Below are 13,201 nucleotides of genomic sequence, written 5' to 3'. Positions count from 1 at the left end.
GTCATCATTCGCCGTCCAGGCCGCGCCCCATGGCCGCGAGTTCGAGCGTGCGCCGCGCGGTGTGCGACAGATGGCATCCGGTGGCGATCGTGGTGCGGATCGTCCCGTCCTGATACTGCGCGTATCGCGCGGCGCAATCGGCATCGCGAAAGGCGATCCAGGCCCGCTGCGCGTCGCGCAACGCATCGCTCCGGTCGATGCCCGCGCCGATACTCGTTCCCGCGGCCTCCACGTCGAGGGCCTCCCACTGGTCGCGCAGCCGGCGGTATTCGATGTTGAGCAGCCGGTCCCATTCCGCCGTCTCGAGGTTGGTGCATTCGGCCATTCCCATGGTGGTATAGCCGTTGTCGCTCGCTTCCATGCAGGCGGTGGCGGCCTCTCCGATGCAGGGCGCGGCGGGATCGGCCGCGCCCTCGAAGCAGGCCCGCACCGATGCGGCGTCGAACACCGGCTGCTGCGCCATGGCCGGGGTCGCGGCGAACGCCGCCATCAGGAGGGTGAAACGCGGCCATCTCATTCCATCAACTCCTTCTTCACCTGCTCAAGCTCCCGGTCGAGGAAGAAGGAGATGAGCGAGCGGATGATGACCAGAAGACCCAGGAACACGAGGTCCGCCATGGCGAGGCTGAGCGCCGTGTGCACGATGTCCGACACGATCAGCAGTTCGAGCCCCGCAAGGATATAGCGGCCGAGTTCCACCCGTTCGGCGTTCACCCCCCGCACCCGTGCCTTCGCCTCGCGCGCGACCTCGGCCCGCAGGAACCCGATCACGAACCGCGCGGCGCCCAGCAGCAGGATCAGGCAGCCCACGATGTCTATGGCGACGACGAGGTATTCGAGCCCATGCACCAGCCAGCCCAGTTCTTCGTGCAGGACCGATCCCTCGCGGACGTAGCCGAGGAAGGTGGGGTTCGCGGTCCGCTCCATCAGGCGCGCGCTCCCGTGGGGTCGGTGGGCGCCGCCATCACCCCATCGCCCCCATCAGTTCCCGCCCGATGAGCATGCGGCGGATCTCGGAGGTGCCGGCGCCGATCTCCATCAGCTTGGCGTCGCGGAACAGGCGGGCCGCGGGGCTGTCAGCCATGAAACCCGCGCCGCCCATGGCCTGCACCGCCTGGTGGGCCTGCACCATCGCCTGTTCGGAGGCATAGAGGACGCAGGCCGCCGCGTCCTGCCGCGTGACCTGCCCCCGGTCGCAGGCGCGGGCGACTTCGTACACATAGGCGCGGGCGGAGTTCATCGCGGTGTACATGTCCGCGATCTTGCCCTGCATGAGCTGGAAGTTCCCGATGGGCTGGCCGAACTGCCTGCGCTCCGCGAGGTAGGGCATGATCGCGTCGAGACAGGCCGCCATGATGCCCGTGCCGATGCCCGAAAGCACCACGCGTTCGTAGTCGAGCCCCGACATCAGCACCCGGACGCCGCCGCCCTCCTGCCCCAGGATGTTGTCGAAGGGCACCTCGACATCCTCGAACACGAGCTCCGCCGTGTTGGACCCGCGCATCCCCATCTTGTCGAAATGCGGGCTGGTGGAGAATCCGGCCATCGACTTCTCGATCAGGAAGGCGGTGATGCCGCGCGATCCGGCGTCGGGATCGGTCTTGGCATAGACCACCAGCGTGTCGGCGTCGGGGCCGTTCGTGATCCAGTATTTCGTGCCGTTCAGGATGAAGCGGTCGTTGCGCTTCTCGGCGCGCAGGCGCATCGACACGACGTCGGAGCCGGACCCGGCCTCGGACATGGCGAGCGCGCCGACGTTCCGGCCCGAGATCAGCCCCGGCAGGTATTTCGCCTTCTGCCCGGCCGTGCCGTTCAGCGCGATCTGGTTGACGCAGAGGTTGGAATGGGCGCCGTAGCTGAGCGAGACGGAAGCCGAGGCGCGGGCGATCTCCTCGACCGCGATGACATGGGCGAGGTAACCCATGCCGGCGCCGCCGTCCTCCTCCGGGACGGTGATGCCGAGAAGGCCGAGGTCGCCCATTTCGGTCCAGAGCTCGGGCGGGAAGGCGTTGTCGGCGTCGATCTGCGCGGCCATCGGGGCCACACGCTCCTGCGCCCAGCGGTGGACCATCTCGCGCAGGGCGCCCACATCCTCGCCCAGGTCGAACTGCATCGTCGCGGTGAACATTCTCCGAATCCCTCCCGTCGGGAATTGAACGCTTGTTCAAATCCTAGCGCGCCGGGGGCGATCCGTCCAGAAGGGACGGCGACATCGCCGACAGGCGCCAGCGGCGTCCGGCGCGGGAGCATCCAGGAACGTCGTTGCGCCGCCTGAGCGTCGCGGTCCCGGACCGGATGACGGCCCCGCCGCGCCGCAAGACGGAAACCGCGACCGGGACTTCGGCATGGAGGGTGCCGACGGCGCCTTCGACCCGTGCCGGACCCGTGGGCCTGCCGCCGATGAAGCCCTTGGCGTACAGTGTCGTTCGCGCCGGACGTGCAGGCGGACAGGGCCAGGACGCAAGCCATGAGCAGCTTCGGGAGGGGTCCGGAGGACGAGCATCCTCATTGTCCGGGTGAGGCGCTCGATGCACTCGATGACGGACGTCACGAGTCGTCCGCCACGCTGGAAGATTTGCGCTGATGTCATCTACAAGCGGACAACCGGGAGCTTCATCCTGCAACCCGTGATGCGCGCATGGATCCAGCGAAGCGCGGGCAAGCCTGTACCAGCGAGGACATGGAACGCGGGCATCCGCGAAAGCCCGTGCGGAATCAGGGTGGAACACGACGCGCGATGACCGACAGCCGCCGAAAAGGGCGCACCGAACCTTGTGGGTAGCCTGGTTGGCCTTCTCCAGACCTGAGAACGTCTGGCTGAAGGGAGACACGGTATGCGTGGCGGCGGTGAGGAGACCCTGGCAAGGAACGATCGCGATGACAGGTGGGTCACGCGCGGTGGTGCGGTTTGGCCTGACGTCATTACATTCGGACGCTGAGCTATTGCGGGATGTCGAGGAATTGTTCGAAGCCTTCGCCTTCCAGAGCGAGGAGTTCCAGGCACTCCGACCTTGCCGACCGCCGGACATTCGGACCGGGACCGTCCCGTCAGAGCGGATACCGCCGCGGCTGGCTCGACCGTGTGCAGCGTATTGACGGCTGCGTCCGCGCGCTCGGCCGCATGTTCCAACGCCGTCGCCGTCGCGACCCGCCGCGCACGCCGCAAATTCCCGTAGTCGTCGATCACGAACAGGATGCTCTCCTGCGTGGCCACGTTGCGCGCGTCGAGGGAAGCCCCGGCACGATCCCGGGCGGGGGCAGGAGGCGGTCGGGAAAGGGCCTGCGGCGCGGCGCCAGCGACCGCGACCCATCGGAAGCCACGCCGCCCGGCGACAGCATGGCGGCTCCGACGTCGGACATATGCTCCATCTGGCCGTCCGCACCACCCGTTGGCCCGGCCGAAGGGGATCACTTGCGACAATTGCGGCCAGTCGACCGGCTCGACGTATCGCTGCAAGGTACGGATCGGCATGGCGCAGAGCCTTGCACGGATCGAGAGCGAGGACGTCCCTGCAAGATCGTACGAAACCGGATCAGGGGTTGTTCCGCATGCGGAGCGGGCCATGAGGTCACAAACGCCCCGGCCCATCCCGGACCGGGTGACTTCATCGACGTATCGCATGATGGGGCACGGCCATAACGCCGATCGACCATGACCGTTATCGATCGGCTATGGGACTTGTTTGATCGGAATTGAGGGTTCTGTGGTCAGGGACGTCCCGCGGGTCCGGGCCACTCGGAACCTGCCTTCGATCAGACCGGGCATCTTCCTCGTCCCGCTTCCGCGGGCGGGCGCCCCTCTCGCGCAGGAAGCCTCAGGATTTGCTACCGGAGGGGTGATCCATCGCGCGCCCCGAACCGTGTGCCGTCGATGACGACTTCGGCGACTTCCATCCCATTCGTCAGACAGGTCAGGGTGGCAGGCCCGCCTGGAGCGATCGTCCCTGTGCCATCTTCGAGCCCAAGCGCCCGCCCGGGGTTTCGCGTCAGCAGCCGGAGGGCCGCGGGCAAGCCAATCCCGACATGCTCCAGCACATTCCGAAGGCTCTCGATCAAGCTGATGTGCGCCCCGGCGAGCCGGCCGGTTGCATCCGTCAGCCGTCCGTCGCCGAGTTCGATCCGGCGGCCGTGGAGGTCGAAGGACGTGGCGGTGCCGGCAAGCGTGAGCATCGCATCCGTCACAAGGCAGGCGCGGTCCGGCATCAGGCGTATGGCCGTCGCGACGTTGCGCCAATCGACGTGATGCCCGTCCGCGATCAATCCGACGAAGAGCCCGCGAGAGGCGAAGGCCGCGCCGACGACGCCCGGCTCGCGCCCTGTCATCTGGGTCATCGCGTTGAAGAGATGCGTGACGCCGACGAGCCCCTCCGCCTCCGCACGCGCGATCTGATCCGCGCTGGCGGCCGTGTGCCCGGCGAAGACGCGAAGGCCGGCCGCCGCGAGCCGCGCCATCATGCCATCGGGCAACTCCTCGGGCGCGACCGTCAACAGGATCGTCCCCGCCTTCGCGGCGATCAGATGGTCGAGATCAGCCGGTTCCAGCGCCCTGATCGCGTCCGGATCGTGGATACCGGGCCGGTCGGGCGACAGGAACGGACCTTCGAGATGGACGCCGAGAATCCCCGGAACGCCCTCGGCGATCGCTGTCCGGACCGCGCCGATCGCGCGGACATAGTCCCGGCCGGGCGCGGTGATGAATGTGGGGAGAATGCCGGCCGTGCCGCCCATACGCGCGCCCCGCGCGATCCGCGCGAGGGCGTCCGGCGTGGGGTCGAAGTTGAACTGGGTGTCCGCCGCACCGTTGATTTGCAGATCGATGAAGCCCGGTGCGACCAGATCGTGCGCGACGAGGTCGCGATCGCCGGCGTCCTGCCCGGTGGCCGGACGGATTTCGACGATGCGCCCCGTCTCGACTTCGATCACGGTGTCGGACCGCAGCGCGTCGCCGATCCCGTCGTAGCACCTGCGGGCGAGGATCCGGTACGATCTCGTCGCGGCGTCAGTCGAAGGCACTGTCTTGCCCTCCCGGATGGACGGTCTCGTAATAGGATCGCAGGGTGAGCGATGACGCGGCCCCGGCGTCGAGGACGATCGTGGCGTTGGGATGGAGTTGCAGCGCCGACGCGGGACAGGCCGCGCTCAGCGGCCCCTCCACCATGCGCGCGACCGCCTCCGCCTTGGCCTCCCCCGTCGCCAGAAGGAGCGTCGCCCGCGCGTCGAGGATCGTCGCCACGCCGATCGTGATGGCGTAGCGCGGCGTCTCCTCGAAGGACGAGAAGTATCGCTGGTTCGCGCGCCGCGTGTCGTCGGTCAGCGTCTTGATCCGGGTCCGCGAGCCGAGGCTGGCAGTAGGTTCGTTGAAGCCGATATGCCCGTTCCGGCCTATCCCAAGAATTTGCAGGTCGATCCCCCCCGCCTCCGTGATCCGCCGCTCGTAATCCTCGGCTTCGCCCTGCGGATCCGCGACGTCGCCGCGCGGAAGGTGGGTTCGGGCGCGATCCAGATCGACCCGGTCGAAGAACGCCTGGCGCATGTAGCGGTGATAGGAGCAGGGATGATCAGGCGCGAGACCGACATATTCGTCGAGGTTGAACGTGGTCGCCCCCGCGAAGGACAGCAAGCCCGCGTCGTGCCGTGCGACGAGATCGTCGTAGAGGGGCAGCATCGTTCCACCCGTGGCGAGGCCGAGCACGGTCCGGGGCCGTGCGCGCACGGCTCCGGAGACGATGTCGCCCGCGCGCTCGATCGCGGCTTCGGGATCGTTCAGAATCAGGACTTTCACCGGATGCTCCTATCGAGATGGGCCGCGAGGGCGCCGATCAGCGGTGCGTCGTGACCGAGTTCGGCGGCGGCGATGCGGGGTCGGAACAGGGTGGGCTCGCGCGCCAGCGCCGACGCGAGACGATCGAGATAGCCCGGGGCCAGCCCGATGCTGCCGCCGATCGCGACCGTGTCGAGCCCGAGTATCGTGGTCAGGTCGCCGATCAGCAAAGCCACCGCTTCGGCCGAGCGGGCGACGATCCGCTCGGCCCAGTCCGCCCCCGCCGATGCGGCGTCGAAGACCGCCCGCGCATCTGCCGCGGGATGTCCGTCCCGCAACGCGGCGGCCGCGATCGCCCGTCCTCCGGCGACCGCCTCCACCGTGGCCGTCCGCCCGCTGCCGCAAAGACCCTCCGCCCGACGGCTCGAGACGAAGCCGACATGGCCGGCGAGGCCGTTCGCGCTCTCGAGGAGACGGCCACCCACGACGAGCCCGCCGCCGATCCCCGTGGAAACGGTCAGATAGGCGAAACTCGCGCTGTCGCGGCCGGCTCCGAAACGCGCCTCGGCGAGGGCGGCCGCGGAAGCGTCGTTGAGGCAGGTGGCCGGGCCCACGTCGCGTCGAAGCGCTTCGGCCAGCGGAAAGCCGGCGATGGTCCTGAGCGTGCCGGAATTGACCGCGTGCCAGCGACCGGCGTCGTCGATGCGGCCGGCCACGGCCACGCCGAGATGCGCGCCCGGATCGTGACCCAATCGGTCGAGCAGCCCCCCGATCGCCGCGACCTGCGTCTCGGGGCGCGCGGCGCCATCGGTCGGAGCCTGCAGCCGCTCGACCACGATACCGCGCGCGATCCGCGCAGCCGCGAGTTTCGTGCCGCCCAGATCGACCGCGAAGCCGTCGAGGTCCCTTCTGTCGCCCCCGGTCATTCGCGACGCCGAACGCCGTCGACGACGGCCTTCTGAAACCAGTCCGTCATGATTTCCAGCCGGGTCAGCGCGGTGCCCACCGTCACGGCATCCGCCCCCGCCGCGATGGTCTGCGCCGCGAGGTCGGGCGTATTCACGCGCCCTTCGGCCATGACGAAGGCGCCCAGATCGCGGAAGGCGCCGATCAGGGCCAGGTCGACCCCGTCGCTCCGCCCCGCCGTCGCCTCGGTATAGCCGGACAGGGTCGTCCCGAGGATCGACGCGCCGTCGACCAGCGCGCGGCGACCGTCGTCCAACATGGCGCAATCCGCCATGGCGAGGCGCCCGCTTGCCCGGATCGCGGCGACCAGGTCGGCGGCGGGTTCCGGCCGGATGCGGTCGGTCGCGTCATAGGCCACGATGTCGGCCCCGGCGGCCGCGAGCGCGCGGACGTCGTCGGCGAAAGGCGTGATGCGGACGGGGCTGTCCGGCAGGTCGCGCTTCAGGATCGCGATGATCGGCACGCGCACGGCCGCGCGGGCGGCGGCGAGGTTCTCGACCCCTTCGATCCTCAGTCCCGCCGCGCCCCCCGCGACCGCCGCCGCGGCCATGGCAGCGACGATGTCGGGCCGGTCCATCGGGCCGTCGTCGACCGGCTGGCAGGACACGACGAGACCGCCGCGCAGGGTTTGCAGGACATCCATGGGCATCAGTCCATCAGGCTCGGCAGGCCGGTCGCCAGGATCGGGAAGGCGCAGACGAGGAACAGCACCACGAAGGGCGGGATGAGCCAGGGCAGGATCGCGCGCGCCAGCCGCTGATAGGGAATGTTCCCCACCTGTGCGACGACGAACAGCGCCATGCCCATGGGCGGGGTCAGGATCGAAATCATCAGGTTCAGCACCACGATGATGCCGAAATGCACCGGATCGATGCCGAACCCCATGGCCACCGGCACCAGAATCGGCACGACGACGAGCAGGATCACGAGGCTCTCGATGAAGCAGCCCAGGACGAAGACCATCAGGTTGACGGCGATCAGGAAGGTGATCGGTCCGCTGGCGATATCGAGGAAGAACGACGCGATCTGCTGGGGCGCCTGTTCGCGCGCCATGATGAAGCTGAGCAGCCCCACGCCCGCGACGATGGTGGCGATGGAGGCCGAGGTGACGGTCGTGTCGTAGATCGCGTCCCAAAGGCGGCGCAGCGTCAGCTCGCGGTAGAACAGCAGATCGATGAGGATGGCATAGAGCACCGTCACCGCCGCCGCTTCCGTGGGCGAGAACAGGCCCGAGAAGATGCCGCCGACGATCACGGCGGGCGTCAGCAGCGCGGGCAGCGACTTGACGAAGAGCGTCCCGATCTCGCCCCCGCTGCGGATCGGGTCGCGGGGATAGTCGCGTTTCTTGGCGATGAACCAGACCATCACCATAAGCGCCACGGCACAGAGCACGCCCGGCACGATGCCCCCGAGAAAGAGCTTGCCGATCGAGACGTTGGCGATCACGCCGTAAAGGACCATCGTGATCGACGGCGGCACCAGCGGCCCGATCATCGAGGAGGCGGCGGTGACGGCGCCGGCGAATTCGTCGTCGTAGCCCGCCTCCCTCATCGCCTCGATCTCCATCTTGCCGAGACCCCCCGCATCGGCCAGGGCCGAGCCCGACATGCCCGAGAAGAACAGCGAGGCCAGGACGTTGACGTGGCCCAGCCCGCCGGTGATGTGGCCCACGAGGCTGCGGGCGAAGCCGAACAGGTGGTTGGTGATCCCGGCGGAATTCAGCACCCCCGCGGCCAGGATGAACAGCGGCACGGCGAGCAGAGGAAAGCTGTTGAGCTGGTCCACCATCCGTTGCACCGCGAAGCTGATCCCCATGCCCGTCCAGTAGAAATAGCCCATCGAGACGAAGATCATGGCGATCCCGATGGGAACGCCCAGCAGCACGAAGACGAGCCAGAGGATGCCGACGGTTCCGAGGATCACAGCGTCGGCTCCTTCTGCGTTGAGAGGTCGCGCCGGCCGAACAGGCGGCGGACGATCCGGTAGACGATGAGGAACGAGGCCACGAAGGCCGAGGCATAAAGCAGCGCATCCGTCGTCGGCAGCGTGACCGAGACGTTGTTCCACGTCCGCTGCACGGTCTTCCAGCCGATCCAGCAAAGGTGCCCCATGATCCCGAGATAGACGAGGTCGATGACGGTATAGAGGACGCACCGCGCGCCCTGGGGCAGCATGTCTGCCAGGAACGCCATGCGAAGCTGCCCGTCCTGCCGCTCCACCTCGGCGATGGCGATGAAGGCCATCCAGACCCAGAGCCAGCGCGCCGCCTCCTCCGTCCAGACCGGCCCGCGGAACAGCGGCGTCCGCCCGAAGACCTGCACAAGCACCATGCCGATCAATACGATGAACAGGACCGAGGCGACGATGCCTTCGGGGCTGTATCTGCGCTTGCCGTCCATCCCGTGTCCTTCCGTCATGCGTCCGCGGGGCGCCCGGAGGCCCCCGCGGACCGAAGCGTCACTCGCCGGTCAGGCGCGCGATGGACCCTTCGCCGAACTCGGCCTCGAGCGTGTCGTAATAAGGCTGCATCGCCGCGCGGAAGGGCGCGAGGTCGGGGCGCGTGATGGTCAGGCCGCGCTCCTCGAAGGTGGCGATCAGGTCTTTTTCGGCCTGCACAGTCGCGTTGTCGTTGACCTCGCCCCCCGCCTCGACGGCCTCCTGGATCCAGCCGCGCTCCTCCTCGCTCAGACCCTGCCACAGGTCGTTCGACACCTGCACCGCGGCGGAGGCGACGAAATGGTTGGTCAGCGCCACATGGCTTTGGACCTCATAGAACTTCTGCGCCTCGATGGTCGGCAGCGGGTTCTCCTCGGCATCGACCTGGTTGGTCTGGAGCGCAAGGTAGACCTCCGCGAAGGCCACCGGGGCGGGGGTCGCGCCCACGGCCTCGGCATAGGCGATCAGGAAGGGCACGTTGGGCGTCCGAAGGCGCAGGCCTGCCATGTCGTCGATCGATTCGATGGGGCGGTTCGACGTGGTCTGGCGCGTGCCGTAGTACCACACGTCGATCAGGTGGACGCCCTGCTCCTCGAACTTCGCGGCCATCTCCTGCCCCCAGTCGCCCGCGATGATGGCCTGCAGGTTCTCGAAATCGGTTGCCACATAGGGCGCGCCGATCAGGTTCAGCTCGGGGATGATGTAGCTCATGTCGGGATAGCCGGTGATGACCATGTCCAGCTCGCCCGCCTGCACCTGCGCGACCATCGCCTTGAAATCGCCCAGCGTGGACGAGGGGAACATGTTGACGGTCAGCTCCCCGCCCGAAAGCTCCTCCAGCCTGGCGGCGAATTCCTGCGCGCCGGCATAGACGTTGGATGCCTCGTTGTCCTGCATCCCCAGCGTCAGCTCCCGCGCGTCGGCGGTCGCGGCAAGGGTCAGCGCCGCCGTCCCGGCAAGCAATGTGGCCTTGATGTTCATGATCATCCTCCTGTTGATCGATCGTTCTTTTCCGGACCCCGCGGCGCGGCCAGCCGCGCGCGCCAGGACCGCTCCAGATGGCGGTCCATCACGTCGGTCGCGCGCAGCACGTCGCGCGCCACCACCGCCTCATAGATCTCGCGGTGCTCGCCATGGGCGATGCTGTCGTAGCGCGCGGCGTCCTCGGTGGGGGGGCGGTGCGCGATCATGGTGCTGACGAACATGTCGTGCAGCGTCAGGATCACCGGGTTGCCCACGACCGCGACCAGCGCGCGGTGGAAGGCGATGTCGGTGGCCGCGAACTCCGCCGTGCCGATGGCCTCCGCATTGGCGGCGAGCGCGGACCGCAGCTTGGCGATCTGCAGACTGTCGGCCCGCGCGGCGGCCGTGCGCGCCGCCCCCGTCTCGATGAACTGCCGCATCTGCTCCAGGTGCGCGCCGCTTTCCGCGTCGCCCAGCACGTCGCGCACATGGCCCGCCGCCGCACGCAGCGCCGAATCCATCGACGGCAAAGCCGCGCGCGGGCGCCGCCCCGCCCCGCCCCGCGCGAAGCCGCGCATCTGCACCTGCGCCAGCGCCTCCCGTACCGTGGGGCGCGAGGCGCCGAACCGCTCGCAGAGCGCGCGTTCCGTGGGCAGGGGGCTGTCTTCGGGAAAGGTTCCGTCGCGGATTTCCTCGACCAGCACGCCGGCGATGGTCGAAGACACGCTGCGCTGGCGGTCCGCGGCCTCGGTCGGGCGGTCGGTGTCGATCTCGCTCGTCACGTCGCGGCACCCTCCCGTCCCGGCTCCGTTGCGTTTCCTGATTTGGTATTACCAAAAACCTTCTTTGTAAACCCAAACTGCGATGGTATTACGAAAATCGAAATCGCCCCGTGTGAGCGCACCGCGGCCGGAAAACGAAGGAACGACACAGATGACCGAACGACTGGCCGGAATGTATGCGGCGTTGATGACGGGGCTCACCGACGCGGGGGATTTCGACCCCGACCGCCAGCGTGCGCTGACGGACTACGTCCTGCGCCAGGGCCTTGCGGGTCTCTACGTCGGCGGCAGCAGCGGCGAATCGGGCCTGCTCGACGCCGACGAACTTGCCGCCCAGCAGGAGGTGGTGGCCGACCTTGCCCGCGCCTCCGGCGCCCGCCTCATCGCCCATGTCGGCATGCCCAGCCTGCGCGATTCGATCCGTCTGGCGAAGCAGGCGAAGAAACTCGGCTACCACGGCCTTTCCGCCCTGCCGCCCCATTCCTATCCCTTCTCGGATGCCGAGATCGAAGGCTACTACCGCGACCTCGCGGCAGCGACCGACCTGCCGTTGATCGTCTACGAGGTGCCGATCCGCACCGGCCGGCCCATCGGGCTCGACACGCTGGTCCGCATCCTCGATCTTCCGAACGTCGCGGGGATCAAGTTCACCTCCACCGACCTCTTCAAGTTCTCGATGCTGCGCCGCCGCCGTCCCGACGCCACCTATTTCTTCGGCTTCGACGAGATCTACCTCGCCGGCGCGGCGCTTGGCGCGGATGGCGGCATCGGCACGACCTACAATCTTCTGGGCAAGCTCTACGTCGCGCTCGACGCGGCCATCGCCGCCCGCGACCTGACCCGCGCGCAGGAGTTGCAGGACGTGTCGCAGATCTTCGTCGAGGCGCTCCTCGACATCGGCGTCCTGCCCGGCATGAAGGCCGCCTTCCGCACCATCGGCATCGATTGCGGCCCGACCCGGGCGCCCATGGCCCTGCGCGTGGAGGACGCCGAGGACCGGATGCGAGCCGTCCTCGCGCGAGACGACGTCAAGCCGTGGCTTGCCTGAGCCATATGCGATCGATGATCCAACCAAGGGAGACGACCATGACGAAATCCATTCCCCTCTCCGCGGCACTCGCGCTCGCAGTCGTGGTCACAGCGACCGCTGCCACAGCCGAGGACTGGCCCGACCTTCCCGAAGGCGTGAAGAACGGCATCGGCGTCCGGGTGGACGACACGATCTATGTGGGCCTCGGCTCGGCGGGAACCGCGCTCTACGCCCTCGACCTGAATGACCGCGCCGCTGGCTGGACGGAGCGCGCCGATTTCACCGGTCCCGCCCCCTCGCAACCCGCCGCCACCGTAGTGGACGGTGCGATCTACGTCTTCGGCGGCTCCGGCAAGGCGACCGAGGACGCGGCCTCGCCGATCGTCTTCGACACTGTCTGGCGCTACGACCCCGATGCCGACGCTTGGTCCGCGCTCGATACGACCACGCCCGCGGGCCTGCTCGGCGCGGGGGCCGTGACGCTGGACGACGGGCGCATCGCCGTCTTCGGCGGCTACAACAAGGAGCTGTTCGACACCTACCTGGCCGACATCACCTCCATCGACAAGGACACCGACCCCGACGCCTGGAACGCCGTGGTGGACGCCTACATGGGGATGGAGCCGACCGATTACCGCTGGAACGACCTGATCCTGACCTACGATCCCGCTGCGAACGAATGGGGCGACCTGGGCCGGGATCCCTCCGATCCGAACACCGGCGCGGCCATCGTCGCCACCGGGCCGCAGACCTTCACCCTCGTGAACGGCGAGATCAAGCCGGGCCTGCGCACCGACGCCGTCCGGACCGTCAGCATCGACGGCGACACGGCGGACTGGGCCGACGACGCGCCGATTCCCGCGCCTGAGGGTAGCGACGTCCAGGAAGGGCTGGCCGGCGCCTATGCGGGCGCGACCGATGCCGGGCTCCTTGTCGCGGGTGGCGCGAACTTCCAGGGCGCGCGCGCAGCCGCCGATGCGGGGCGGTGGTACGCCCACGACGGTCTCGACAAGCATTGGGCCGGCGAAGTCTTCCTTCTGGAAGACGGAACCTGGTCCCAGCCCGGCGAGTTGCCCGAGGGTCTCGCCTATGGCGCATCCTTCGCTGTCGATGGCGGCCTGCTCATCGTGGGCGGTGAGGATGGCGAACGGGCGGCGCGGACGGACGTGTTCCTGATCGCCGCCGAGGACGGGACGATCACCGTCACGGACTAGACACTGGCGAAAGCCGACATTGCCCCGTCGCGACCTGCGCGGCCAACCC

Annotated in this window: 13 protein-coding genes; 2 read left to right on the top strand and 11 right to left on the bottom strand. The window is 68.4% G+C overall.

The window, feature by feature from the left end; translation table 11 throughout:
• Positions 1–4: 4 nt before the first annotated feature.
• From JAN5088_RS11510 to JAN5088_RS11460, 11 genes are all read right to left on the bottom strand, one after another.
• Positions 5–517: a lysozyme inhibitor LprI family protein gene (locus JAN5088_RS11510; RefSeq protein ID WP_055682951.1), complete on the bottom strand. Its 513-nt coding sequence runs from the start codon at positions 515–517 to the stop codon at positions 5–7.
• On the bottom strand, positions 514–927 hold the full coding sequence (locus tag JAN5088_RS11505) for a DUF1622 domain-containing protein (protein WP_055682950.1): 414 nt from the start codon (positions 925–927) through the stop codon (positions 514–516). The genes JAN5088_RS11510 and JAN5088_RS11505 overlap by 4 nt, the downstream gene beginning before the upstream one ends.
• A 37-nt stretch (positions 928–964) precedes the next feature.
• Positions 965–2,128, bottom strand: a complete 1,164-nt coding sequence (locus JAN5088_RS11500) for an isovaleryl-CoA dehydrogenase (RefSeq protein WP_055682949.1) — start codon at positions 2,126–2,128, stop codon at positions 965–967.
• Positions 2,129–3,825: 1,697 nt separating this feature from the next.
• A complete protein-coding gene (nagA, locus tag JAN5088_RS11495) occupies positions 3,826–5,013 on the bottom strand; it encodes an N-acetylglucosamine-6-phosphate deacetylase (RefSeq protein ID WP_055682948.1) in 1,188 nt (395 codons plus the stop codon).
• A complete protein-coding gene (nagB, locus tag JAN5088_RS11490; RefSeq protein ID WP_055682947.1) occupies positions 5,000–5,782 on the bottom strand; it encodes a glucosamine-6-phosphate deaminase in 783 nt (260 codons plus the stop codon). The genes nagA and nagB overlap by 14 nt, the downstream gene beginning before the upstream one ends.
• Positions 5,779–6,687 (bottom strand): ROK family protein, encoded by a 909-nt coding sequence (locus JAN5088_RS11485; RefSeq protein WP_055682946.1) that lies wholly within the window; start codon positions 6,685–6,687, stop codon positions 5,779–5,781. The genes nagB and JAN5088_RS11485 overlap by 4 nt, the downstream gene beginning before the upstream one ends.
• Positions 6,684–7,376: an N-acetylmannosamine-6-phosphate 2-epimerase gene (locus tag JAN5088_RS11480; protein WP_233489770.1), complete on the bottom strand. Its 693-nt coding sequence runs from the start codon at positions 7,374–7,376 to the stop codon at positions 6,684–6,686. The genes JAN5088_RS11485 and JAN5088_RS11480 overlap by 4 nt, the downstream gene beginning before the upstream one ends.
• Positions 7,376–8,650 carry a TRAP transporter large permease gene (locus JAN5088_RS11475; protein WP_055682945.1) on the bottom strand — a complete coding sequence of 425 codons (1,275 nt, stop codon included), beginning with the start codon at positions 8,648–8,650 and terminating at the stop codon, positions 7,376–7,378. The genes JAN5088_RS11480 and JAN5088_RS11475 overlap by 1 nt, the downstream gene beginning before the upstream one ends.
• Complete coding sequence (locus JAN5088_RS11470; protein WP_055682944.1) at positions 8,647–9,126, bottom strand: TRAP transporter small permease; 480 nt, start codon at positions 9,124–9,126, stop codon at positions 8,647–8,649. The genes JAN5088_RS11475 and JAN5088_RS11470 overlap by 4 nt, the downstream gene beginning before the upstream one ends.
• A 58-nt stretch (positions 9,127–9,184) precedes the next feature.
• Positions 9,185–10,144 (bottom strand): sialic acid TRAP transporter substrate-binding protein SiaP, encoded by a 960-nt coding sequence (locus JAN5088_RS11465; protein ID WP_055682943.1) that lies wholly within the window; start codon positions 10,142–10,144, stop codon positions 9,185–9,187.
• A 2-nt stretch (positions 10,145–10,146) separates the two neighbouring features.
• A complete protein-coding gene (locus JAN5088_RS11460; RefSeq protein ID WP_233489769.1) occupies positions 10,147–10,908 on the bottom strand; it encodes an FCD domain-containing protein in 762 nt (253 codons plus the stop codon).
• 151 nt (positions 10,909–11,059) lie between these two features.
• On the opposite strand from JAN5088_RS11460, the gene JAN5088_RS11455 reads away from it, so the two are divergent.
• Together JAN5088_RS11455 and JAN5088_RS11450 are read left to right on the top strand one after the other, a co-directional pair.
• A complete protein-coding gene (locus JAN5088_RS11455) occupies positions 11,060–11,956 on the top strand; it encodes a dihydrodipicolinate synthase family protein (protein ID WP_055682942.1) in 897 nt (298 codons plus the stop codon).
• A gap of 38 nt (positions 11,957–11,994) precedes the next feature.
• Positions 11,995–13,152 carry an N-acetylneuraminate epimerase gene (locus tag JAN5088_RS11450; protein WP_055682941.1) on the top strand — a complete coding sequence of 386 codons (1,158 nt, stop codon included), beginning with the start codon at positions 11,995–11,997 and terminating at the stop codon, positions 13,150–13,152.
• Positions 13,153–13,201: the final 49 nt, after the last annotated feature.

This window comes from Jannaschia rubra, from assembly GCF_001403735.1.
Lineage (GTDB): Bacteria > Pseudomonadota > Alphaproteobacteria > Rhodobacterales > Rhodobacteraceae > Jannaschia > Jannaschia rubra.
This window is presented reverse-complemented; position numbering and strand designations above follow the sequence as displayed.

Coding starts and splice junctions, on each gene's coding strand:
- JAN5088_RS11510 (WP_055682951.1), bottom strand. CDS start 517: ATGAGATGGCCGCGTTTCACCCTCCTGATGGCGGCGTTCGCCGCGACC.
- JAN5088_RS11505 (WP_055682950.1), bottom strand. CDS start 927: ATGGAGCGGACCGCGAACCCCACCTTCCTCGGCTACGTCCGCGAGGGA.
- JAN5088_RS11500 (WP_055682949.1), bottom strand. CDS start 2,128: ATGTTCACCGCGACGATGCAGTTCGACCTGGGCGAGGATGTGGGCGCC.
- JAN5088_RS11485 (WP_055682946.1), bottom strand. CDS start 6,687: ATGACCGGGGGCGACAGAAGGGACCTCGACGGCTTCGCGGTCGATCTG.
- JAN5088_RS11480 (WP_233489770.1), bottom strand. CDS start 7,376: ATGCCCATGGATGTCCTGCAAACCCTGCGCGGCGGTCTCGTCGTGTCC.
- JAN5088_RS11470 (WP_055682944.1), bottom strand. CDS start 9,126: ATGGACGGCAAGCGCAGATACAGCCCCGAAGGCATCGTCGCCTCGGTC.
- JAN5088_RS11465 (WP_055682943.1), bottom strand. CDS start 10,144: ATGAACATCAAGGCCACATTGCTTGCCGGGACGGCGGCGCTGACCCTT.
- JAN5088_RS11455 (WP_055682942.1), top strand. CDS start 11,060: ATGACCGAACGACTGGCCGGAATGTATGCGGCGTTGATGACGGGGCTC.
- JAN5088_RS11450 (WP_055682941.1), top strand. CDS start 11,995: ATGACGAAATCCATTCCCCTCTCCGCGGCACTCGCGCTCGCAGTCGTG.